At 39.4% G+C, this 25,464-nt stretch carries 15 protein-coding genes and 1 rRNA gene; 3 read left to right on the top strand and 13 right to left on the bottom strand.

The features are described from left to right. From E6H07_20030 to E6H07_20020, 3 genes are all read right to left on the bottom strand, one after another. Positions 1 to 1,102 (bottom strand): 16S ribosomal RNA (locus E6H07_20030); the annotation flags it as partial. A 506-nt stretch (positions 1,103 to 1,608) separates the two neighbouring features. Further along, positions 1,609 to 2,346 (bottom strand): tRNA pseudouridine(38-40) synthase TruA, encoded by a 738-nt coding sequence (gene truA / locus E6H07_20025; protein TMI61243.1) that lies wholly within the window; start codon positions 2,344 to 2,346, stop codon positions 1,609 to 1,611. A gap of 8 nt (positions 2,347 to 2,354) precedes the next feature. Then, positions 2,355 to 3,674: a DUF4476 domain-containing protein gene (locus E6H07_20020; GenBank protein ID TMI61242.1), complete on the bottom strand. Its 1,320-nt coding sequence runs from the start codon at positions 3,672 to 3,674 to the stop codon at positions 2,355 to 2,357. Positions 3,675 to 3,806: 132 nt separating this feature from the next. Between E6H07_20020 and E6H07_20015 the strand changes: the two genes are divergently transcribed. Next, a complete protein-coding gene (locus tag E6H07_20015; GenBank protein ID TMI61241.1) occupies positions 3,807 to 6,323 on the top strand; it encodes a M1 family peptidase in 2,517 nt (838 codons plus the stop codon). 72 nt (positions 6,324 to 6,395) lie between these two features. Here the strand turns inward: E6H07_20015 and E6H07_20010 are convergent, their stop codons facing one another. The 6 genes from E6H07_20010 to E6H07_19985 form a co-directional block, all read right to left on the bottom strand. Further along, a complete protein-coding gene (locus E6H07_20010; GenBank protein ID TMI61240.1) occupies positions 6,396 to 6,881 on the bottom strand; it encodes a hypothetical protein in 486 nt (161 codons plus the stop codon). A gap of 48 nt (positions 6,882 to 6,929) precedes the next feature. Continuing rightward, a complete protein-coding gene (locus tag E6H07_20005) occupies positions 6,930 to 7,466 on the bottom strand; it encodes an META domain-containing protein (GenBank protein TMI61239.1) in 537 nt (178 codons plus the stop codon). 17 nt (positions 7,467 to 7,483) lie between these two features. Then, a complete protein-coding gene (locus E6H07_20000; GenBank protein TMI61238.1) occupies positions 7,484 to 8,281 on the bottom strand; it encodes a TPM domain-containing protein in 798 nt (265 codons plus the stop codon). Beyond that, the gene (locus tag E6H07_19995) at positions 8,282 to 8,737 is read right to left on the bottom strand and encodes a TPM domain-containing protein (protein ID TMI61237.1); all 456 of its coding nucleotides are present in this window, start codon (positions 8,735 to 8,737) and stop codon (positions 8,282 to 8,284) included. An 8-nt stretch (positions 8,738 to 8,745) separates the two neighbouring features. After that, positions 8,746 to 9,342, bottom strand: coding sequence for a LemA family protein (locus E6H07_19990; protein ID TMI61236.1), 597 nt, complete (start codon positions 9,340 to 9,342; stop codon positions 8,746 to 8,748). A 537-nt stretch (positions 9,343 to 9,879) separates the two neighbouring features. Continuing rightward, on the bottom strand, positions 9,880 to 10,338 hold the full coding sequence (locus E6H07_19985) for a low affinity iron permease family protein (protein TMI61235.1): 459 nt from the start codon (positions 10,336 to 10,338) through the stop codon (positions 9,880 to 9,882). A 141-nt stretch (positions 10,339 to 10,479) separates the two neighbouring features. Here E6H07_19985 and E6H07_19980 point away from each other — a divergent pair, with 141 nt between their 5' ends. Beyond that, the gene (locus E6H07_19980; GenBank protein ID TMI61234.1) at positions 10,480 to 10,674 is read left to right on the top strand and encodes a hypothetical protein; all 195 of its coding nucleotides are present in this window, start codon (positions 10,480 to 10,482) and stop codon (positions 10,672 to 10,674) included. A 248-nt stretch (positions 10,675 to 10,922) separates the two neighbouring features. Here E6H07_19980 and E6H07_19975 read toward each other — a convergent pair whose 3' ends face one another. The 4 genes from E6H07_19975 to gap form a co-directional block, all read right to left on the bottom strand. Then, entirely contained in the window at positions 10,923 to 11,540 is a 618-nt protein-coding gene (locus E6H07_19975) for a ferritin-like domain-containing protein (protein TMI61233.1), read from the bottom strand. Positions 11,541 to 11,666: 126 nt separating this feature from the next. Beyond that, positions 11,667 to 12,518 (bottom strand): hypothetical protein, encoded by an 852-nt coding sequence (locus tag E6H07_19970; GenBank protein ID TMI61232.1) that lies wholly within the window; start codon positions 12,516 to 12,518, stop codon positions 11,667 to 11,669. A 230-nt stretch (positions 12,519 to 12,748) separates the two neighbouring features. Next, complete coding sequence (locus E6H07_19965) at positions 12,749 to 13,942, bottom strand: phosphoglycerate kinase (GenBank protein ID TMI61231.1); 1,194 nt, start codon at positions 13,940 to 13,942, stop codon at positions 12,749 to 12,751. Positions 13,943 to 14,088: 146 nt separating this feature from the next. Beyond that, positions 14,089 to 15,099, bottom strand: coding sequence for a type I glyceraldehyde-3-phosphate dehydrogenase (gene gap, locus E6H07_19960; protein ID TMI61230.1), 1,011 nt, complete (start codon positions 15,097 to 15,099; stop codon positions 14,089 to 14,091). 927 nt (positions 15,100 to 16,026) lie between these two features. On the opposite strand from gap, the gene E6H07_19955 reads away from it, so the two are divergent. Further along, positions 16,027 to 25,464: immunoglobulin domain-containing protein (locus E6H07_19955; GenBank protein TMI61229.1), on the top strand; the 9,438-nt coding region annotated here is incomplete at its 3' end.

Here is a 25,464-nt window from a genome sequence, read left to right as displayed (position 1 = left end):
TCGTTGCGGGACTTAACCCAACACCTCACGGCACGAGCTGACGACAGCCATGCAGCACCTTATCAGCGGTGTATTGCTACAAAATGAGCTTTCACCCACGGTCCACTGACATTCTAGCCCAGGTAAGGTTCCTCGCGTATCATCGAATTAAACCACATGCTCCACCGCTTGTGCGGACCCCCGCCAATTCCTTTGAGTTTCAATCTTGCGATCGTACTTCCCAGGTGGGATACTTAATGCTTTCGCTCAGACACTTGCAGTTTATCGCAAATGTCGAGTATCCATCGTTTAGGGCGTGGACTACCAGGGTATCTAATCCTGTTTGATCCCCACGCTTTCGTGCCTGAGTGTCAATATTCGTGTAACGAGCTGCCTTCGCAATTGGTGTTCTATGTCATATCTAAGCATTTCACCGCTACATGACATATTCCGCTCATCTCCACGGTATTCAAGAATGATAGTATCAATGGCAGTTTCCAAGTTAAGCCTGGAGATTTCACCACTGACTTACCACCCCACCTACGCACCCTTTAAACCCAGTGAATCCGGATAACGCTTGCACCCTCCGTATTACCGCGGCTGCTGGCACGGAGTTAGCCGGTGCTTATTCATCTGGTACCGTCAACTACTTTAGAAAAAATAGATTTCTTCCCAGATAAAAGAAGTTTACAATCCAGAGGACCTTCATCCTCCACGCGGCATGGCTGGGTCAGACTTGCGTCCATTGCCCAATATTCCTTACTGCTGCCTCCCGTAGGAGTCGGGCCCGTGTCTCAGTGCCCGTGTGACTGGTCGTGCTCTCACACCAGTTACTGATCGTAGGCTTGGTGGGCCGTTACCCCGCCAACTACCTAATCAGCCGCACAGCCATCTTCAAGCGCCGGAGCTATAATAATAAAGTGATGCCACTCTATCATATTACGGGGTATTAATCCAAGTTTCCCTGGGCTATTCCCCACTTAAAGGAAGGTTCTGTACGTGTTCCGCACCCGTTTGCCGGTCGCCAGCATCTGTATTGCTACAGACCTGCTGCCCCTCGACTTGCATGTATTAAGCCTGCCGCTAGCGTTCATCCTGAGCCAGGATCAAACTCTCCATTGTAAATGTTGTTTGATGCTGACCGTTTAAAATTCTCAAGAGAAAAATTAACGTGTCAAATCGAATGTTATTCGCTTGACTTACCTTGATCCCGATAAAATCGGGATGCTGTTGTTTCCTAACTTTCAAAGATCTTTTGGCCGTATTTCGCCATCCCTTTTTAAGGGAGTGCAAAGGTAAGGGCCTGTATATTACTACCAAAATTATTTGCTAGTTTTTTTTCTAGCTTTTGGTGTGAATTTCAATTTGTTTTGAGAAGAACTTCCTTAGCATTTTCTAAGGGGTTGCAAAAATATGGAGGTCGATTTTATCAGCAAACTTTTATTCGCTGTATTTGTCCACATCTTCTCAATTTTTGTATCATTTTTTCTGTTCAGAGAGCTATGTCCTTATTGCTAAGGGGGTGCAAAGATAAGTGTGAGAACTTGACAGCCAAATGTTTTTTGAATTGTAATACTTACAGGGAGCTGAAATGCAATACAGGCAAAGGTTTAAGCCGATATAAAGTTTTCAAAAATGTTTTTCGCCATACCAAACATCAACCAAAAACAAGCCCTGCGCAGGAACTGCAAAACTTGCGGCTGTACAATCTTTAGATTCAATTATGCTAACAAAGTCCTTAATACTTGTTTTTCCCCTGCCTACATTCAACATTGTAGCTGCCAATGCCCTGACCATCCCTCTTAAAAAACGATTTGCTTTAATATTGAAGACAAGGCAACCACTCTCGTTGACCCATTTAGAATCAGCAATTTCACACTTAAAACTCTTTACCTGTGTATTTCGTTTTGAAAAAGAGGTAAAATCCTGATATTCTTTAATGACTGAAGCGGCTTGATTTAATAAATCATTATCCAACTTATATGGGAAGTAGTAAGCCCGATCTGCCAGGAAAGGATTCTTTTTCTGGTATATATAATACTTATACTCCCTGTAAACTGCATCAAACCTGCAATGTGCAGAGTCGTTAACCTTTATGATATTATTTATTACAATATCATCTGGTAATATTGAGTTTAAATTATAAGAAACAGACGGATCAATTACGTTTACAAAATCAAAATGAAAATAATTCTTTAGTGCATGAACTCCTGCATCTGTTCTTGAAGATCCTGTAAGATTGATTTTTTCTTTGAAGAAAATATAGAGTGCTTTTTCAACTTCTGCCTGAACTGTATTTGCATTGTGCTGGATTTGAAACCCGCTATAGTTTGTGCCTTTATATGAAACTTCAATGAAATAACGCATTTGAAGAGTTAACGTAGCATCGCTTTGAAGCGGTTCAAATAATATTCATCTTTAAGCTCATTTTGTAATGCAGGGAAATTTTCCAAATCGGAAACATATAAGTATGCTGCATCAAAAAATTTATATTTCCCATCATCTTTTAAAAATAAGGTACTAAGATTTTTAATTTGCTCAGTTGTAAAACACTTTTTTTTAAACACCTTAGCTGCTTCACTTAACATACCGGCATCATCTGCTTCTCCTGCCATTGTCTTTCTCAACTTGAAAAAATCATTTTCATTTGCAAGAGATGGACAACTGTTCTTTTTAATTGCTACTACTGTTGCCGGGTTTGCCGCTTTAGGCTCTGTGACAACTACAGAGCTTTCTTGTTTATTTGCATCAGTAGAAATGTCAAGAAATTTTTTTTCTTCTTTCCCTTCAGTTTTTTCCGTCTGCATTTCGACTTTGGGTGGAGGTATTAAGATTTTAATCGTGTCCCTTGCACCATCAGAATGTTCATCTATGTATGTTACGCCAAAACCTTCTGTTGTTGAACTTTCTGATTTGCGTAATACTTCTGATTTTTTATAACCTTGAGGAACAACCTGAGTTTTTTCTCCCACTATTTCTTGCGGTTCTTCCTTTATTTGAACTGGAGGTTGTTCTGCTATCTTATTTTCCACCGGTTTATCTGCAATAGGCTCAGTCTTTTTTTCTTCTACGATTTCAGATGTCTTTTCGGGCTGCTTTGCAGCTTCAACTACTACCAATGGCTTTAAGTCTGGCTTAACCGCTTCTGTTTTTACCCCGGGTTGATTTGCTACTCCATTAGCAGCAGGAGTCTTTACTTCTTCTTTTGCTACCTCTGTTTTCTTTTCTTCTTTCAACTTAGGTTCAGGTTTTTCTAATAAGGTTGAATCATCTGATGCTTTTGCAAGTATTTGAGTAAAGGCAGATTCGTCTTTCTTAAAGGGTTCTTTTTTTTCAACAGCCGATTGGATATTATTATTTGCCATCACTGTGCCCGCCGTTTGCAGGTCAAAAAGCCCCCAGCCTTTTTCTTCAAAATTTTTAAGCAAATAACCATGGTCTTTACCACTTACTTTAACACTGAAATTTTGCTCAAGCATATTCTTACCCGGAAACCCAACTGATAAATCATAGGTACTATCCCGCAAATGCGAAAGTATAAGGTACCCCGTTGAGGCTGAGCTGTGAATCTTATCTTTCAGCTTTATATAAAATGGCTGTGATGACTCTGATTGTATATAAAGAAAATATACTCTTTGTGTAAAACCGGAAAAGCTTAAAGCGGCAAGAACGAGGAAGAGGAATAATCTTTTCATTATCGGGATTAATAGGTCTCAAAGTTAGCTGAAATCTTGCTACAATAACCTGTTAAAAGATGTAACCATCCTTACTATTTCTACGTCCAGTTATAAATGGTCTTCCTAAATTTGCCGTCTTAAAATCTCATTATGAAAAAAATCATTGGATTTGTCGTTACCTTAAGTATTGGAGCTATTAGTTTGGCGCAAGAGATACCCCAGGATACAAGCTGGAAAAAAAAGTACCAGGAAACTGCTGAAAAAATTAATGACCTGGTTCATACTAAACTGGAAGTAAAACCAGATTTCAGCAAATCTTATTTATATGGTAAGGCTTGGTTAACCCTCAAACCGCATTTTTACGCGACCGATTCTTTACGTCTTGATGCGAAGGGAATGGAAATTAAAACGGTTGCCCTTGTAAAAGCCGGTAAAAAATCCCCGCTAAAATTCACTTATGATGAATGGAACCTGCGAATCAAACTCGATAAAACATACAAATCTTCCGAGGCCTATACAATATATATAGAGTATACTGCCAAGCCGGATGAGTTCCAGGAAAAATATGGCACAAATGATTTTCTTGGCATTAAAGGACTGTATTTCATTGACCCTCTGAACGAAGACCCGGAAAAACCTACTCAAATCTGGACGCAGGGTGAAACGGAATCCAACTCTGCATGGTTTCCCACAATTGACAAAACCAATCAAAAGACGACCCAGGAACTGACTGTTACAGTAGCTAATAAATATGTGACATTATCGAATGGTAAACTGATGAGTCAAAAGAAAAATACTGATGGTACCCGGACGGATTACTGGAAAATGGATCTACCACATGCTCCTTACCTTTTCTTTTTAGGTGTAGGTGAATATGCTGTGATAAAAGATAAATGGAGAGGAAAAGAAGTAAATTATTATGTAGAACCAGAGTATGCATCAGTAGCAAAAAAGATCTTTGGTAACACTCCTGAAATGATCGAATACTTTTCAAAGATCACAGGTGTTCCTTTTCCATGGATAAAATATTCGCAAATAACCGGCCGTGATTATGTAGCCGGCGCAATGGAAAATACAACTGCTACCATTCACCAGGAAAGTGCGCAGCAAGATGCCCGTGAATTAATTGATGGCAATAATTGGGAAGGCACAATTGCACATGAATTGTTTCATCAATGGTTTGGCGATTATGTAACAACAGAACAATGGACCAATCTTACACTTAACGAATCATTTGCCGATTATAGCCAGACACTTTGGGATGAATATAAATATGGCAAAGACGCCGGCGATGCAGAAAATTTACAGGGGATGCAAGGTTATTTGCAAAGTGGTAGTGAGAAAAAAGATCTGGTTCGTTTTTACTATAGTGATAAGGAAGACATGTTTGATGCAGTAAGCTACCAGAAAGGTGGACGCATTTTACATATGCTACGGAATTTTGTTGGCGACAGCGCCTTTTTTAAATCACTCAACAATTATTTAACGACAAATAAATTCAAATCAGCTGAGGCGCATAATCTTCGTTTAGCATTTGAAGAAGTTACCGGCCGTGACCTTAACTGGTATTTCAATCAATGGTATTTTGGAAGTGGCCACCCATCCGTTACTATCGACTATGTATATGATGATGCAGCAGGTAAAGTGAATGTTATTGTAAAGCAAACTCAAAAAACCGGTAAGATCTTTACTTTACCAATGGCAGTAGATATTTATAATGGCTCACAAAAAGTACGTCATACTATCTGGGTTAAAAATGAAGTTGATACTTTCACTTTTAATTACTCAAAGAAACCTGAACTTGTAAATGTAGATGCTGATAAAGTAATGCTTTGGGCAAAGAAAGACAACAAGACCCTTGATAATTTTATTCATCAGTATAAATATGCAGGCAATTATGTTGACAGAAGGGAAGCAATTGAATTTGCCAGTAAAAATCAAAAAGAACCGAAAGCTCAGGAACTGTTGAAGCTTGCATTGAAAGATAAATATCACGGATTGCGCAATTACACATTAGCTGTAATAGATATGAAAAATGAAGAGTTCAAAAAGTCTATTGAACCAATACTTGCTGATTTAGCAAAGAATGATAAGAAATCAACTGTACGTGCAAGTGCATTGGGCCGCTTAGGTACTTATAAAAAAACAGAATACACAGAAATGTTTATAGCCGCTACAAAGGATTCTTCATATACTGTGGCCGGTGCAGCATTAGATGCCCTGAATGAAGTAGATCAAAAATCTGCAATGGAAATTGCGAAGCAACTGAATACACAAAAATCAAAAGGTCTTTTAAAAGAAGCTATCACCACTGTCGTTGCCAGCGCAGGTGATGAAAGTATGTCTGAAGAGATCATTGGTGGTTTTGCGAAAATGCCAGTGGGCCAGGAAAAATTTCAACAATTGAATGCTTTGAGTGCTTATTTAACCGCATTAAAAAATACGGAGAAAGTGAAACAAGGTGTAGATGAGATTGTAAAATTTCGTGATGCAATCCCTGAGCAATTCCAAAGTCAAACGAATCCCTTTATCAATGGCGTAGTATTAAAAGACCTGCTGACAAAAAAAGATGAACAATCAAAAGCTGATGCAGGTAATACAGCTTTGAAAGAATTGGTAGAGTATATAAAAAGTAAATTGCCTGCAGAGGACAAGAAAGGATTTTAATATTTATATAGTATTATAAAAAGGAGGAACAAATTGTTCCTCCTTTTTTTATGCACTGATAAAGAAGAAAAACTATTCTACCGGGCATTGAATCTTTTGCATTTTAATTCCCTTACTAAAATCAACATCATTTACATTTTTAAAAAACATTCTGCCGTTTTTTTCTTCCTGCGGACCATAACCTTCGGTTACAATACTGTCTTTCACCATAAATACAACCTGGCGAATTGATGATTTCCCTTCTGATATAAAAGTATAATCGGCAACTAATGTATCGCCACGCATTACACCATCAATAGTCCCCTTGCTTTTATCTTTTTCGTTAAATAAATAAGCAAGCATGCCTGTTACTGTGTTCGGAAATTTTTCCAGTTTGAGTTTTATCGTGTCTTTACCTGAAACATAAGTATAGCAAGTCATATTAGGTATTTGAATTTTCATTTCAGGTTCAGGCTTTGCAGAATCTCCGGTAGAAACTTCTGTAGCTGTTTGTTTGGAGTCGTTGTTGCATGCAAAGAAAACAGCAGATACAATAGTGAGGATGAAAAAAGTTTTCATTAGAATTACAATTAAGGTTAAAAAAGGGTAAGCCTTCATCGTTCAAGCCTATTGAATTTTTCTAAAAGTAAAATTTTTTCCATCTGCTCCCGGAAAAAACAATAACCCTGATCTGAATTCATACACCTGGTTTTTTGCAGAAAAAAAACTAATAAAGGAATCCTCAAATTTTTCAAGGCCGCATTTCCCTTCACTCAAACTAATAACAGAAGTTGACAAACGATTACGGGAAATTTCGAAACTTCCGTTTATTCCTCTGCAACCGGTTGAACCCGATACTTTCCGGGTGACAGAATCAAACCGAATATATGGCATGCCGGATTTGTACTCAGCCGGATCCAGAATAGTACTGTTCTGTGCTTGTAATACCCAAACACCATACAAACTTGTTTTTACATCAGGATTGTTTTCTGTTGTTACGGAAGTTGGTGATTGCTGAACAGGTTGTGAATTTACAGGTGATACGGGAGCAGTAATAACTTCAACCTTGCCATCTGTTTTTTGATCTTCAGTTTCACTTTTCGATTTCAGATCACATCCGGCAATCAGGACACAGATGATGATAAAATTTAAAAACTTATTCATGATTTTTTTTATTCAATTTACCAACTGCCGCCAGCACCACCACCACCAAAGCCACCACCGCCGAAGCCACCAAAACCTCCACCACCGCCACCGCCACCCCCAGACCATCCACCACCTCCGCCGCCACCGCCAAGAATACTACCCCATATTGTTGGCCCTAACCAACCCTGATAACCCCTTCGTGATGCATAACCTCCTCCCTTGTTTCCTCTCCCAAAAATGCTGAGGAATATTATTACAAGTATTATTATAAAAATGATACGACCAACACTTGGCCGCCCTTTTGATTTACCATAACTCGCAGGAGCTTTATACTCTCCTGCTGCTGCTTTTATAATTGCATTAACTGTTCTGTTTAAACCACTGTAATAATTACCCTCCTTAAAATCTGGGATTAATTCATCTTCTAAAATATGTTTTGCAACAACATCGGGTATGGCCCCTTCCAATCCGTAGCCAACAGCAATATATGCATCTCTATTGCCCTTTTCTGTTGATATTAAAACTACAACTCCATTATTATGTTCTTTTCCACCTACACCCCATTTTCTTCCAAGTGCTGTTGCATACTCATTAGCCGAATACCCTTGCAGCGTTTCAACAATTACTATTGCCACCTGGTTAGAGGTGCTGTCATCATATGTGATCAGCTTACTTTCAAGGTATGATGCCTGTTCCGGGGTAAGAAAGTTTTTCCCTTTCGTAAAATCATTGTAAAGCTTCGCGGGGTTAGGTGGTTGAGGCACCACATTCTCAACCTGTGCTGAAGCACCGATCGAAAAAAGAAGACAAGCTATAAAAAGAATCTTTTTCATTTATTTTCCAAACACTATATCGTCGGACAATTCATTTTTATCTGTATCATTATTGAAAGGAAAATTTTTTGTCAACGCTTCTCCTATATCCTTCACAACTTCACTTATACCTGCAGCATAATTTTCCTTGTTAAAATTGCTGATCATCTTTTGCACTTCCTGGTTCCAATATTCATTTCCCACTTTTTTATGAATGCCCTCGTCTCCAAATACAGCCAACTGACGATCCTTCATTGCCACATAAACTAATACTGCATTCCGATCATCTGTCTTTTGCATCTCAAGTTGAAAAAAAAGTTCTGCGGCACGATCAATGGCATCCATGTAGCTGCATTTGCTTTCCACAAAAACACGGACTTCGCCACTGGTCATCCGTTCAGCATTACGAATAGATTCGATAATGAGCTGCTGCTCTTCAGCGGAGAAGAAATCTTTCTTTTTGAAAAATGAGAACATTACCAGGCTTATTTGATATCAAACTTTATGTCGGGATTTTTTTCGGATCCTTTATCTGCTTCGTAAAAAGCTTTTTCCTTTTTACCAAAAATACCCGCCAATAAGTTAGTTGGGAAACGAACTACTTTGAGATTATAACTCTCAACTGTTTTATTATAATCCTGCCTGGCGACGTTTATACGGTTTTCTGTTCCCTCGATCTGCGTTTGAAAATCCTGGAATGCCTTGGTTGTTTTTAGATCAGGATACTGCTCAAATGAAGCGATCAACCGGCTGAAAGAGCCTTGAAGATTTCCTTGTGCCTGCTGATAAGCTTCCAAAGATTTCGGATCATTTATATCAACGTTGATAGACGTAGCTTTTGCTCTTGCTTCCACAACAGCCGTTAAAGTTGATTTTTCGAAGTTGGCAGAAGCTTCGACAGTTTTTATAACACTGCTATAGAGATCAGTTCGGCGCTGATAGTTTGTTTCCACATTACTCCATGCTTTTTTCACACCTTGCTCTGAAGTAACCAGGCCATTATAGCCGCTGCAACCCCATACAAAAAGTATAAGTACGAGAGCTACAACTGCAAGTAATCCAATATTACGGGTTCCTTTCATTTTACTAAGTTTTAATTTTTAGAGACTAAAATTACTGAAAAGGAAATAGGTCGGGGATGATTTTTATCCAAACATTACCGGATTGTAACTATTTACCGGTAACAGATAAAAAATAATCGGCAAACAGTAGCTGTATGCCGGCAAGAAATTATGCAAAGAATTGATTGTTTCAAATGCTTATGCGTTCACTTCGGTTGAAGTACTGAAAAAAATTCTTCAAAGCATCTAGCATTCCCAAAAAAAAGAGAGTTCTAGCCTAAGCTAAAACTCTCCGTTTTTCCTTTTTATTAAGTAACCAGTTTTACCTGGTCATCAATATTATTCAAAGATAAACTTTGAATTCAGGATTGTACTTTAATGTAATCCAAAAACATGCCAGCAACGTACCCACTGATTCAATTATTAAATCACTTCTATGTGTTGAAACTCTTTCCCTTTTATTGCTCACTTGTGTGTAAATAATTCCCCGCATCATGGAAAGTTTTTAATAATTCTCCTGTGATAAAAAGAAATCGTTTCGCTTATTACCTTTGGATCTTATTTCTTTTTTTCAAGATACACTTTTTCTGCTTCGTCAAGTGAATGTGTTGCCCTGATATTTTTTTCCTTTTTTACAATTTGCGCCAACTTAATATAAAATTTTTTCAAAATTTCCAACTCATCTTCAGAAAGGTCTTCTATATCTACGAGGCGATTACTTGTTTTTTCATTAGCAGCAATCAGTTCATTTAATTTAAGTTGGATAGCCATCGAATCACGGTTTTGAGATTGTTGTATAATAAAAACCATTAAAAAAGTAATAATAGTTGTTCCGGTATTAATTACCAATTGCCATGTATCTGAAAAACCAAACAAAGGCCCTGTAATGAGCCATGCGATAATGACAAGCATAGCACCAATAGTAGCGAAAGGACTGCCGGCTGCCTTAGTAAACACTTTTGAAAACTCCGTGAACTTTTTTTTAAGCCCTTTCTTTTGCTTTGATTTTGTTTTCATTTTAAATATTTTAAACAAATGTACATGTCCGTTTATTATTAAATGAAAAAGCATGCTATGAACTCCTATCGACTGTTACAACACCTTTAAAAGCCTTTTAAATGGTATAGAAATTGAATGACCAGATTAAAATTAATTCATATGGCTAAGTATTCTAAAACCGCCCAGAAAAAAGTAGAAAAGGCAATGCATGAAAAAAAACATGGGACTTTGAAAAGTGGCCGTAGTGGGAAAAAAGTTACCAGCCGGAAACAAGCAATAGCAATTGGCCTCTCAGAAGCAAGAGAGGCGGGTGCAAAAGTTCCAAAAAAGAAATCTTCTTCAAAAAATAGTTGAATCAACAATACTTAAATGACTTTATACCGTTTAAATCAAAAATTGTCATATTAAAATTTCAGTATGCGACTAAAAAAGAACCCCCGCAAATTGCGGGGTTCTTTTTTTTATAATGATTCACATGTAAGTTTCATCTGATGTAATTTCTTATACTTAAATATTCTTTTTGAAAAAGCATAGGTTTGTAATAAAAAAGGAGACCGATATCAACGTAAACTAAAAAATGGGTAATAAAACCTACAGATACTTTATAAAGATTCGTCTGCAGATTCTATTTCATTTTCTTTTTTACTCCAGGAATATTCTCCTTCATCTTCCGCTTCCATGTTAATTCTTGTTTCAGCTATTTCTGTCAGATACCTGTCTGTTTCTTCTTCTTCATTTAGTGTTTTTTCCAAAATATCAGCAGCTTTATTAAGACCCATCGTAATTGCAAGTTGTACTAATCCGCCATAGCTGGCAATTTCATAGTGCTCTATTTTTTGAGCACCGATAATTAATGCAGCATCCCTGGTCATAGAACCTTCTTTAGTATCATTTATTACCGCTTTACCTTCCCTTATCAATCCTTCCATGGCATCACATTTTTTTCCAATTGCACCTTTACCAATCATTTTAAAAACCTTCTCCAGTCTTTTTATATGTCTTTCTGTTTGTTTCAAATGATGTTCAAAAGCATCTTCTAATTCTTCCGTAGTAGCAGCCTTTTTCATTTCAGGCAATGCCTGGATTAATTGTTGTTCCGCATTATAGATGTCCTTAAGCTCGTTAACAAAAAACTTTTCCAATGGAGAATTTGAATGCCCATTTTTTTCGGAAAAGCCATTTCCATTATTGGAGGTTGATGTATTTTTTGACTGTTTCATAAAATAATTTTTAGAAATGTATTAGATATACTCTTTGTGCAAAAAGATTCAGTTAATTATGGGGAAAAATAGAATTAAAGACTGCCATGAACAACAGTCTTTAATTCTTAGCTGTATATAAGTTTATTACCTATTTCTGTTTCTTGATGATCTTCCGCTTTGTCCACCCCTATCCATTGAGGAAAATCCACGCATGGAAGAAGAACGACGTGATGAGCTTCCAGTATTTTCCATACCATATCTTCCCTGGTTTTGCTGTGAGGAAGAATATCCTCTACTGTTGCTTCCGCCATAATTGCTTCCGCTATTTGAACCTGAATTGCTTCCTCTATTCCATTCAGAATTACCATAATTATCACCAGAGCTTCTTCCTCCATATCCTCTATCTCCATATCCACTATTACCATAGTTACTACCCATGTTGCGGTTATAACTACTTCCGCCACCACTACCATAATTGCCAGAGTTGCTTCCGCCATATCCACTATTGCCATAGTTACTACCCATGTTGCGATTATAACTACTTCCTCCACCACTACCATAATTGCCAGAGCTGCTTCCATATCCACCGTTATTATATCTTTGTTCACCATAACCACTCATTCCACCACCAAAGCCACGCCTGCTACGACCAGAATTACCGCCATAAGATCCGTAGTTACTTCTGTCTTCGTCATTTTCAGAATAAGAACGGCCTCCATAGTCGCTATCATAATCTTCATCGTAACCTTCATCATAGTCTCCACCCATACTACCTGATCTTTGTGATGATCTACCCTGGAATCCCTGATCATCATCATCATAATCTTCGTCTGAATCCTGTTGATACTGGCTGGAATAATTATCTTCTTCATCAAAGTCATCATAAGAAGATTGTCCATCCGACCTGTCATAAAAATTTTGTCTGTCTTGATTTGAATTTCTTCTGTTACCAGTCGCATAACCTTGTTGCGACGATGTTTGGTTTCTGTTTGTCATAATTATAATTTTTAAAAATTATTAATGAAACATTTTATCAAAAAAAAATTATCAAACAGTATGCCTCAATAAAAAAAATGCAGAATAAAAAAATTACAATGATATCTGGCGTATGTAAAAAAATTTATCATTAAACAAATGAATAATGATAAATCATTGATGTTTTCGCTTTAAAAAAATAAAGCTTGGGTTTACCCCAAGCCTTATTTTTTTATTACGGAATTTTTTATTTACTTAACAGCGGCAATTCCCGGCAATTCTTTTCCTTCAAAATATTCAAGCATGGCGCCCCCACCAGTGCTTACATAACTTACCTTATCTGCAAAACCGAATTGATTTACTGCAGCCACACTATCACCGCCACCAACTAAAGAAAAAGCACCGTTTTGTGTAGATTCTGCCACAGCTTTTGCAATGACCTTGGTTCCGTGTTTGAACTTATCCATTTCAAAGACTCCCATTGGGCCATTCCATAAAATCGTTTTACTGTGTTTAATGATATTACAAAACTGTTCGCATGCATTCGGTCCAATATCCAATCCCATCCAGCCTTCAGGAATATGATTACTCGGCGCATCCGAAGTATCTGCATCCGCATCAAACTTATCAGCAATAATAGAATCAGGAGGAAGATGAATGCATACTCCTTTCGAAGCAGCCTTCTTCATAATTTCATTTGCTGTATCAAGCCGGTCATCTTCACATAAAGAATTTCCTATTTTACCACCCATCGCTTTCATAAATGTGTATGCCATTCCACCACCGATAATGATATCTGTAGCTCTTTCGAGCAGGTTTTCTATAATGAGAATTTTATCAGAAACTTTTGCGCCACCTATTATTGCCGTAAATGGTTTTTCCGATTGATGTAAAACTTTTTCAGCAGCTGTCACTTCTCCTTCCATTACATATCCAAAAAATCTTTTATCAGCTGAAAAGAATTTTGCAATAACTGCTGTAGATGCATGTGCCCGGTGTGCTGTACCAAATGCATCGTTAACCCAAACATCGCCAAGCTTACTCAGCTTTTCTGCAAATGCTTCATCCCCTTTTTCTTCCTCTTTGTAGAAACGAAGGTTCTCTAATAACAAAACTTCGCCGGGGCCTAACATTGATGCGGTGAGATAAGCCTTTTCACCAATACAATCATCGACAAAAAAAACTTTTGCTCCACTGAGCAAACCCGATAAATGAGCAACAAGATGTTTTAATGAATACTTTTCTGACGGGCCGTCTTTTGGTCTTCCCAGGTGACTCATCAATATCGCACTGCCGCCATCATCCAGTATTTTTTTAATTGTCGGAACAGTTGCTTTCATTCTTGTATCATCAGTAATTGTATATTCATCATTTAGTGGCACATTGAAATCAACACGGATCAACGCTTTTTCTCCACTGAAATTATGTTCTGAAAATTTTGACATGATTAAAACCCCCAATCCGCCTCGGCGGAGCTTTTTGAAGTTAATAATAAAATTAAAAGCTCTCTTAAAATAAGAGAGCTTCGAAGTTAAACTTTATAATTATAAAATTAGACCTGTTCCTTTTACCCCTTTAGGGGCAGGGGTTTTTATTTAATAAGTTTTGCAAAATAATGCAACGTTCTTACCAATTGGCTTACATAACTCATTTCGTTATCGTACCAGCTCACTGTACGTACAAGCTGTGTATCTCCTACATTTTGCACTTTAGTTTGTGTAGCATCAAACAATGAACCGAATGAAGTACCAATTATATCACTGCTTACAATTTCGTCTTCTGTATAGCCAAAACTCTCATTGGATGCGGCTTTCATAGCAGCATTAATTTCTTCAACCGTTGTTTTTTTACCCAGCATAGCTGTTACTTCTGTTAACGAACCTGTCAATGTAGGCACACGCTGAGCAGAACCATCCAGTTTTCCTTTCAATGATGGAAGAACCAAACCAATTGCTTTTGCAGCACCGGTACTGTTAGGTACAATATTTTGCGCAGCAGCTCTTGCACGACGCAGATCACCTTTCGCATGCGGCGAATCCTGTGTGTTCTGATCATTAGTATATGCATGCACAGTTGTCATCAAGCCATTCACTATTACAAATTTTTCCTCTAATACCTGCGCCATTGGTGCCAAACAGTTTGTAGTGCAACTTGCGCAACTGATCACTGTTTCGCTTCCATCGAGTATTTTATGATTTACATTAAAGACAATTGTTTTCAGATCTCCTGTTGCAGGCGCACTGATCACTACTTTCTTTGCACCGGCAGTAATATGTGCTTCTGATTTTGCTTTATCTGCAAAAAATCCTGTGCATTCCAACACTACATCCACCTGGTGATCTTTCCACGGAATTTGTGAAGGATCTTTCTGTGTATAAATTTTTACTTCGTCACCATTTACAATAATTGAATTTTCAGTTGACTTTACATCCGCATCAAAACGTCCCTGTGCACTGTCATACTTCAACAAATGGGCTAATACTTTCGGACTTGTAAGATCATTGACTGCCACTACATCAATACCTTCCATTTTATAGATCTGCCGATAAACCAAACGGCCGATACGGCCAAATCCATTAATTGCAACTCTAACTGTACTCATTTTAAAACAATTTGATTTTAAAAATTAGGTTGCGAAGGTAAGGAAACTCATCATCACGATTATATATCAGATTTAAAAGAAACAACTGTATTAACAACTGTTAATGAGGCAGAAAAAGAATCATTTCAAAAATAAAAAGGTAAAAACTGTGTATGATTTTCGACTCACTTACAAAAAAAACAGAATCATCTGAAGTCATATTTCCCAAAAGCAAGCCATTTGTAAACCCCCATTTTTTAGTGTTTTTACTTGTCACTTAATCCTTTAAAATATATCTAATGAAAAAACAATAAAATTGACTCTAAAAAAAGGCGATTTTAACGTCCAAACTTTAACAATTAAGTCGTTATTTTTCACTACTTTATGCTATATTTGCAGCCCTTTAGATTTGGAGGCTGGTAATACCTGCAAATAAGGGGGTAAAATAACCCCAAAAGAGGTGAATTTATCAGATTAATTTTTTAGATTTATACTCCCCTTAAAATCCTGTCTATGAAGAATCTATCTAAAGTCCAATTGAATTTGAAGAACATGTTTTTTTAACCACAAACCGTCTATATATGAAATCTGTTAAGATTTACACACAGGATTATTTTTTCTGTTATCCCAACTTTACATATTCCCGAAAGAAAAGGAAATAAGATTTGATGCACTGTATTAAGTGTAACGCAAATTCATTGCTGCGGTTTGCCACAAATATCCTTTTCGAAAATCCACAACTGTAGAACCTGATTAGAGCAATTAAAGCTTTTGCATTGATAACAATTTGTTTCGGCAAACTATTATCGATCAGAGGCAGATTGTAAATGAAAACTAAAATGAAAATTGACTAGTGCGGTTTGTAATATAACCATCCTTAAACCACTGTGCAAAAGCAAGTTTAAAAACTTCCTTCTAAGAGGAAGGGTGTTTTGTTTTGTGTTGTTGATGATGTTATGTGTTTTTGAAAATGTAAATGCACAATGTCCTGCTGTTATAAACACTCAGCCTGCTCCTCAAACAACTGGCATTGGATGTTCCGTTAGTTTCAATGTTAATGCAACTGGTGATCCAACTGTAACATATCAATGGCAACTTAATGGTGTTAATATTGGTGGAGCAACAGCTTCAACTTATACTATCCCTTCTGTCAACGCTGGTCATGCTGGAAACTATACAGTAATTGTTACTGCAGGATGTGGTACCCCAGTTACATCTGCCCCTGCTGCAGTACTTACAGTTAATCCTGCATTAAGTCCAGGCTCTATAAACACAACTGGAGGAAATTTTTGTGTTGGAGGAAATGTCAATATTGGTGGAACAAGTTCTCCCTATGGACCAGCGGCAGGTGGAAGTCCACCATATACTTATCAATGGGAAGAAAGTTATCAAGCAGGTGCTGGTTGTAGTGGTACATGGACACCCGCTGGCGGTATAAATAACGGCACAAGCTATGATCCCTTAGCTTTCGCTTCAGCAGGTACATACTGTTATAGAAGAAAAGTAACTGACGCATGTAATACAATTTCATATAGTGGAATTGCAACTTTTAATGTTTATGCTGACCCAGTTTCGCAAACTATAAATCCATCGCTTGTTTCTCCAGTTTGTGCTGGCACAAATATCTCAGCAACTTTTTCTGGAGGTTCTGGCGGTATTCCTGGCACAACCGATATATATGAATTTAGTACAAACTCGGGATCAACTTGGTCTCCTTATACTCCTGGAAATTCAATTTCTACTACTGGATTATCTGGCACAAATATTATTCAGATTAGAACGAGGCGTGAACCTCCTGCAGGAGTTAATGGATGCGGTACTGGCGCATATATTACTTATAGTTGGACAGTAAATGCATTGCCAACAATTACAGGAACACTTAGTGTATGTGTTGGATCAACAACTACATTAACCGGATCACCAACACCAGCAGTAGTTAATCCATGGGTATCATCGAACACTTCTATTGCTACTGTAACAACAGGCGGAGTAGTAACAGGTGTTGCCGCAGGCACTTCAACAATTACTTATACAAACAACAACGGCTGTCAACAAACTGCAACGGTAACAGTGAATCCCCGACCAGTGCCAACACTTACAGGTCCTGCCAGTGCATGTGTGGGTAGTACAGCAAATGTCTACACAACAGAAGTTGGCATGTCCAACTATGTTTGGGGAGTAAGTGCTGGTGGAACTATTACAGCAGGTGGTAATGCAACCAGCAATACTGTTACTGTTACCTGGACAACCACTGGTGCTAAAACAATTACTGTTAATTATACAAACGCTAATGGTTGCACTGCAGCAACTGCAACAACTTATAATGTTACAGTTAATGCAAACCCAACAGCTACTATAACAGGAACAGCATCTTTTTGTATAGGAGGAAGTACTTTATTATCTGCAGCTACTTCTACTGCAGGCAGTGGTTCAATTACCGGGTATCAATGGAACTTAGCAGGTTCCCCAATTGGCGGAGCCACATCTTCTACATATACAGCTACTGCTGCTGGAGCCTATACAGTTACAGTTACAAACAGCAATGGTTGTTCTACAACATCATCAATTACCAATGTTACAATCAATCCGCTCCCAACAATCACAGGAACACTAGATGTATGTGTCGGATCAACAAGAACATTGACCGGTTCACCAACAGCTGCAGCAGTTAATCCATGGGTATCATCAAACACTTCTATTGCTACTGTAACAACAGGCGGAGTAGTAACAGGTGTTGCCGCAGGTACTTCAACAATTACTTATACTAACAGCAACGGTTGTCAACAAACAGCTACGGTAACAGTGAATCCTCGACCAGTTCCAACACTTACAGGTCCTGCAAGTGCATGTGTGGGTAGTACTGCCAATGTCTACACAACAGAAGTTGGCATGTCCAACTATGTTTGGGGAGTAAGCGCTGGTGGTACCATCACAGCAGGTGGTAATGCAACCAGCAATACTGCTACTGTTACATGGACAACTGCAGGTCCTCGAACAATTACTATTAATTATACAAATGCTAATGGTTGCACTGCAGCAACTGCCGCAACTTATAATGTTACTGTTAATGCAAACCCAACCGTCGCTGTTAACTCACCGCTATATTGTTCGAATCTTCCTGCTCCAACAATAACTGCTACACCAGCACCTGCAGGTTCTTATAATTATGTGTGGACTGTTCCTGCCGGTGCTCCTAATCCGGGTAACGTAGCTAGTTTTACTGCCACCGCGGTCGCAGGTACTTATAGTGTAGTTATCACCAATCCAACTACAGGTTGCACTGCGAACGGTTCAGGGACTTTGTCATTGGGAAATCCGCCGGTTGTTACTTTAAATCCAGTTGATGTAGCAGGATGCAAAACCGGTGGTAGTAATACTTCTGTTACTTTCACTGCAACATCAACTGGTGGCTCGCCTGCTCCTACTGCGCAATGGCAAGTTAGCGCCGACAATATCACTTTCACAAATGTTACAACCGGGACGACCAGTACAACCACTGCCAGCGGCGTTACCACTTCTTCATTTACAATAGATCCCATTGCACAAGGAGATATGGGTCTGTATTACCGTGTCGCTTTTACAAATGCATGCGCCACCGTTTACTCGACAGGAGCTTTGCTGAGTTTTGGCTCGAGCATTAATGTAGTTCCCGGCCAGAATAACTTCGATGTCCAGTTTGTAGCATGTAATAGTTTGGTTGCTTGTGCAACAATCACATACAATAGTCCTAATAATACTGTTGGATGGGTTCATACCGTGCTTCAAATTGGCCCTACTGCCGCGGGACCGTGGACTGATGTCTCTCTTGAAGATTCAACGGTAGGACCAGGTCTCTTTAGCCGTACAGCATGTATTCCTTTCAGTTCTGCAAACAATGGTTGGTATTTACAGTGGCATACATGGAACTATAGTTGTGCATCGAATTATCAATATACTCTTCCTGTTGTTATTTATACAGGAACAAATGTAACTGCACCAAATTCTTGTATAGGCGGAGGTAACGTAAATTTTACATATACGGGAGCACCTCCGGGTGGTACATGGTCAGTAAATGGAGGTGGTAACATAAATCCAACCAGCGGACAGTTTACTCCTGTCACGGCCGGATGCTGGTCTGCTACTTATACAACACCACTGCCGAATGTGTGCAGTGGTACTAAAGAGTTTGTTGTTTTTCCTGCAGCACCAGTTCTTACTGCACCATCAAACACTTGTGCTTCGGCATTTAGCTTACCTTCTGTTACTCCTGTTACAGGATTTACTGTTGAATATAGTCTTGATGGTGGTAGTAGCTGGTCGACTTCTCCTTCTATTCCAACTACTCCAGGTTGTTATTCCATCCAGGCACGTTATGTAACGAGTGCTGCATGTGGTAGTATACCCGCTGGTACTTCGGCTCCAGCCGCATGTGCTGCAAGTAATACAGTGAACGTTGTAATATTTCCTGCTGCACCAACTATAGCTGCTCCTACCAATACATGTAATGCTGCATTTACATTACCAACTGTAACTGCTATTACTGGATTCACTGTTCAATACAGTATTAATGGTGGTACTTATTCTGCCGCACCAACGATTCCGACTACTGCAGGTTGTCATACGATAATAGCAAGATATGTACTGACATCAGCTTGCGGAACAATTCCTGCAAATACTCCTGGTACCAGTACATGTGCGACAAGTAATACGGTAAGTGTTGTGATTTTTCCAAATGCACCTGTTATTACTGCCCCGGCAAATACATGTAATGCAGTATTTGCATTGCCATCAGTTCCTGCTGTTTCTCAATTTACTGTTCAGTATGAAATAGACGGTGGTGGTTTTACATCTTCGCCAACTATTCCAACAACACCGGGTTGCCATACTATTACTGCAAGATATGTTTTGACGGCAAATTGCGGAAGTACAACAGCGGGTACAGCAGGAACCGCTGCATGTTCTGTAAGTAATACAGTAAGTGTTGTGATATTTCCAACGGCACCAACTATAACTGCATCAGCTAATACTTGTTTATCAGCATTTACTTTACCAGTTGTTGCTGCAGTTCCCGGTTTTGATATTTTATACAGCATTGATGGAGGAGCTTATACAGCAACACCAACTATTCCAACTACAGCAGGTTGTCATACTGTATCGGCACGTTATGCTTTAAGTGCAGCATGCGGCGCAACTGCTGCAGGTGCTACAGGCACAGGTGCATGCGGTGTAGGTGCTACGGTGAGTATTGTAATTTTTCCTAACGCTCCAACTATCACTGCTCCTACTAATACCTGTAACGCTGCATTTATTTTACCAACAGTACCTGCAGTTACTAATTTCACAGTTCAATACAGCATTGATGGCGGTGTTTATACTGCAACACCAACTGTTCCAACAACAGCAGCATGTCATACGATTACAGCAAGATATGTTCTTACTACTGTATGTGGTACTACTGCAGCAGGTACACCAGGCACAGGCTCATGTGCTGCAAGCAACACAGTAAGTGTTGTAATTTTTCCTGCTGCACCTGTGCTGGCAACACCGGCAAACACCTGTGCTTCTTCATTTACTCTTCCAACTGTAACAGCAGTTACAGGTTTCAATGTTGAATATAATATTGATGGCGGAGGATTTACTTCTTCACCAACTATTCCCGGCGGTACGGGTTGTCATACTATACAGGCTCGTTATGTGTTAGCTGCTGATTGCGGAGCTACGCTTGCAGGAACAGCAGGTACAGGTTCGTGTATCGCAAGTAATACAGTAAGTGCTGTAATTTTTCCGGATGCCCCGGTTATTACTGCACCGGCTAATACATGTAATGCTGCATTTATATTACCAACTGTAGCTGCTGTTCCAGGTTTTACTGTTCAATACAGTATTGATGGCGGTACTTACTCTGCCACACCAACTATTCCAACTGCTGCGGGTTGCCATACGATAGTTGCAAGATTTGTGCTGACATCTGCATGTGGAACAACTCCTGCAAACACTCCGGGTACCGGTACATGTGCATCAAGTAATATAGTAAGTGTTGTTATTTTTCCCAATGCGCCAATCATTACTGCTCCAACGAATGCATGTAATGCTGCATTTAGTTTACCAACTGTTACTGCTATTGCAGGCTTCACTGTTGAGTATAGTATTAATGGTGGCACGTATTCGTCTTCACCAACCATCCCAACTACTGCAGGCTGTCATACCATTAGTGTAAGATATGCATTGACTTCAGCATGTGGAGCCACAACTGCCGGTAGTACAGGAACTGGTTCCTGCGGTATAAGTAATACGGTTAGTGTAGTAATATTTCCTGCTTCGCCAATCCTTACTGCACCTGCAAATACATGTAATGCCGCATTCAGCTTACCAACTGTAACCCCGGCTACCAATTTTGATGTCCAATACAGCATTGACGGAGGCGCATATTCTGTCACACCAACTATTCCAACAATACCCGGTTGTCATACTATTCAGGCTCGTTATGTATTAAGTGCAGTATGCGGCACTAGCGGGGCTGGTACATCAGGAACAGGTGCGTGTACTGCAAGTAACACAGTAAATGTTGTTATTTATCCTGCTGCACCAATTTTAGTTCAGTTATCAAATACATGCAATACAAAACTGGCTGATATTACTGCTGTTCCTGCAATATCTGGTTTTACTGCCGAGTATGCAGTACAGGCACCGGGCGGTACATTAAGTGCATATAACAATAATATTAACCAGGTAAATAATTTACTAACAAACACACCTGGTTGCTGGACAATAAAAGCAAGATATAGATTAACGAATACTTGCGGAAGTACTCCCGCGGGATCTGTGAGCACAGACCTTCTATGCCAGGAAGTAACAATGAATGCAGTTGTGTTTCCAATTGCACCAACATTAACAGCACCTGCTAATACCTGTAATACTGCATTTACTTTGCCAATAGTAACTGCAGTTGCAGGATTTAATGTTGAATATAGTATTGATGCTGGTGCATATTCTACTACTCCAACTGTTCCTTCTACTACGGGTTGTCATACTGTTCAGGCACGATATGTTTTAGCTGCTGATTGCGGAATTACAACTGCAGGTTCTACCGGAACAGGTGCATGTGCTGCAAGCAATACAGTAAGTGTTGTGATATTTCCTGCTGCACCAGTTATAACATCACCTGCTAATACCTGTAACACTGCATTTAGTTTGCCAACAGTAACTGTTGTTCCGGGATTTACTGTTCAATATAGCATTGATGGAGGAGTTTATTCTGCCGCACCAACTATTCCATCAACTGGAGGCTGTCACTCTATCACAGTAAGATATGTATTGACTGCTGCTTGTGGATCAACAGCAATAAATACAGCAGGAGCCGGTGCATGTGGTGTAAGTAACACAGTGAATGTTGTTATTTTCCCAAATGCTCCAACCATTACTGCACCTTTTAATACTTGTAATGCTGCATTTATATTACCAACTGTAGCTGCCGTTTCAAATTTTACTGTTCAGTACAGTATGGATGGCGGTACTTATACTGCGACGCCAACTATTCCAACAACAGCCGGTTGTCATACTATACAGGCACGTTATGTTTTGACAGTAGCTTGCGGAATTATTCCCGCAGGAACTGCAGGTACAGGTGTATGTGCTACAAGCAATATAGTAAGTGTTGTGATATTTCCACCTGCACCGGTGATTACAGCACCCGCCAATACTTGTACATCTGCATTTAGTTTACCAACTGTAACGGTTATTGCCGGTTTTGATATAGAATACAGTATTGATGGTGGCCCATATTCATCATCACCAAATAATGCAACACCCGGATGTCATACAGTTCAGGCACGTTATGTTTTATCTATTGCATGTGGAACTACTGCAGCAGGTACAACGGGAACAGGTGCATGTGCAGCAAGCAACACTGTAAGTGTTGTAATTTTTCCAACGGCACCTGTTATCACTGCACCAGCCAATACATGTAACAGTGCATTCGCATTACCAAGCGTACCGGCTGTTACTGGATTCACTGTACAATACAGTATTAATGGAACAGCTTATACAGCGACACCAACTATACCTTCAGCTCCTGGTTGTCATTCAATCACCGCACAGTACGTATTGACTGCAACTTGTGGCGCTACGACAGCTGGTACTGCTGGCTCCGGAGCATGTGGTGTAAGTAATACAGTAAGTACCGTAATATTTCCTGCTGCACCAACTGCACCCGTGGTTACACCCGGATGCGGATTATTTACTGTTACTCCACCTGCAAGTATTACCGGATTTACAATTGAATATAGTTTTGATGATGGAGTTACATGGGGAGGAAATACACCACCAACAACAAGTAATTGTAATGGATATAGAATAAAAGTAAAATATGTTACAAGCGCAGTGTGTGGCACAACAGCTGCTGGAACAGCAAGTACGATTGCAGGATGTAGTGAATCGCCGGCAACTATAAGAATAGTTGATTTAATTGCCCCAACATGGACAACTACACCGGGTGCATTGAATGTAACGTTGCAATGTAATGATGCTGTTGGATTGGCTGCAGCACAGGCACTAGCACCCGCGGCAACTGATAACTGCACTGGTACGATTGCGTATATAAAAACTTCCGGTGCATTTGTACCGGGTTCTTGTCCACAAGCGGGAACATATACAAATACATGGATAGCGACTGATGTATGTGGAAATATAAGTAGTGTGTTTACACAGATCATCACTATAAGAGATGATATACCACCAACAGCAAGTAATCCTGCACCGGTAACAGTTGCATGTATTGCTGATGTACCAGCACCTGATCCTGCAGTAGTAACTGATGAAGCAGATAACTGTACCGGTCCTATTACAGTAACACATGTTGGAGATGTATCAAGCGGTACATGTCCGATCATTATTACAAGAACATACAGAGTAACCGATGCATGCGGCAATAATATAACGGTCACTCAAACAATAACTGTACAAGACCTGGTACCACCAACAGCAAGTAATCCTGCACCGGTAACAGTTGCATGTATTGCTGATGTACCAGCACCTGATGTTACTGTCGTTACCGATGAAGCAGATAACTGTACCGGTCCTATTACAGTAACACATGTTGGAGATGTATCAAGTGGAACATGTCCGATCATTATTACAAGAACATACAGAGTAACCGATGCATGCGGCAATAATATAACGGTCACTCAAACAATAACTGTACAAGACCTGGTACCACCAACAGCAAGTAATCCTGCACCGGTAACAGTTGCATGTATTGCTGATGTACCAGTACCTGATGTTACTGTCGTTACCGATGAAGCAGATAACTGTACCGGTCCTATTACAGTAACACATGTTGGAGATGTATCAAGCGGTACATGTCCGATTATTATTACAAGAACATACAGAGTAACCGATGCATGCGGCAATAATATAACGGTCACTCAAACAATAACTGTACAAGACCTGGTACCACCAACAGCAAGTAATCCTGCACCGGTAACAGTTGCATGTATTGCTGATGTACCAGCACCTGATCCTGCAGTAGTAACTGATGAAGCAGATAACTGTACCGGTCCGATCACCGTTGTTTTTGTAAGTGATGCATCAAGTGGAACATGTCCGATCATTATTACAAGAACATACAGGGTAACCGATGCATGCGGCAATAATATAACGGTCACTCAAACAATAACTGTACAAGACCTGGTACCACCAATTATTTCTACATTGCCAGCAACTACAACCATTAATTGCCCGGCTGTTCCTGTTTTTGAGACAGCTACTGCTACAGATAATTGCAGTCCCATAGTAACTTTGTCTTTTGTAGATATAATAACGCCTGGTGCATGCGCAGGTACATATTCGACGGCAAGAACTTGGACGGCAATCGATGGCTGCGGTAATACAGCTATAGCAACACAAACAATAAATGTTGTATGTCAGATTACAGTAACGACAGATACAACAGTATGTACGAACCAGCTTCCATTTATCTGGCATGGTAATCCATATAACTTACCAGGTATCCATGTAGATACATTAATAAACTCCAGTGGTGGCTGTGATACAATAGCTACTTTAAATCTTACGATCAATCAGCTGATCACGATAACAACGGATACAACAGTTTGTGCGAATCAACTTCCTTATATCTGGCATGGTAACCCGCTAAATACTGCAGGTACATATATTGATACACTTCCAAGTACAACTGGCGGATGTGATACAGTAGCAACACTTAACCTTGCGATCAATCCGCTGTTAACTACAACAGTTAGTGCAACGGTATGTGCTAACGACTTCCCGGCAACAATATTCGGTCATGTGTTTAATGGACCAGGTATATTAATAGATACAGTAGCAAGTACAACCGGAGGTTGCGATACAGCAAGAACGATCAACGTAACAACAGCTCCACTGTTAACT

The sequence above is a fragment of the Bacteroidota bacterium genome (genome assembly GCA_005882315.1).
Classification (GTDB): Bacteria; Bacteroidota; Bacteroidia; order Chitinophagales; family Chitinophagaceae; genus VBAR01.
Note: the sequence above shows the minus strand (reverse complement) of the source record. Positions and strands in the feature narration are given on the sequence as shown.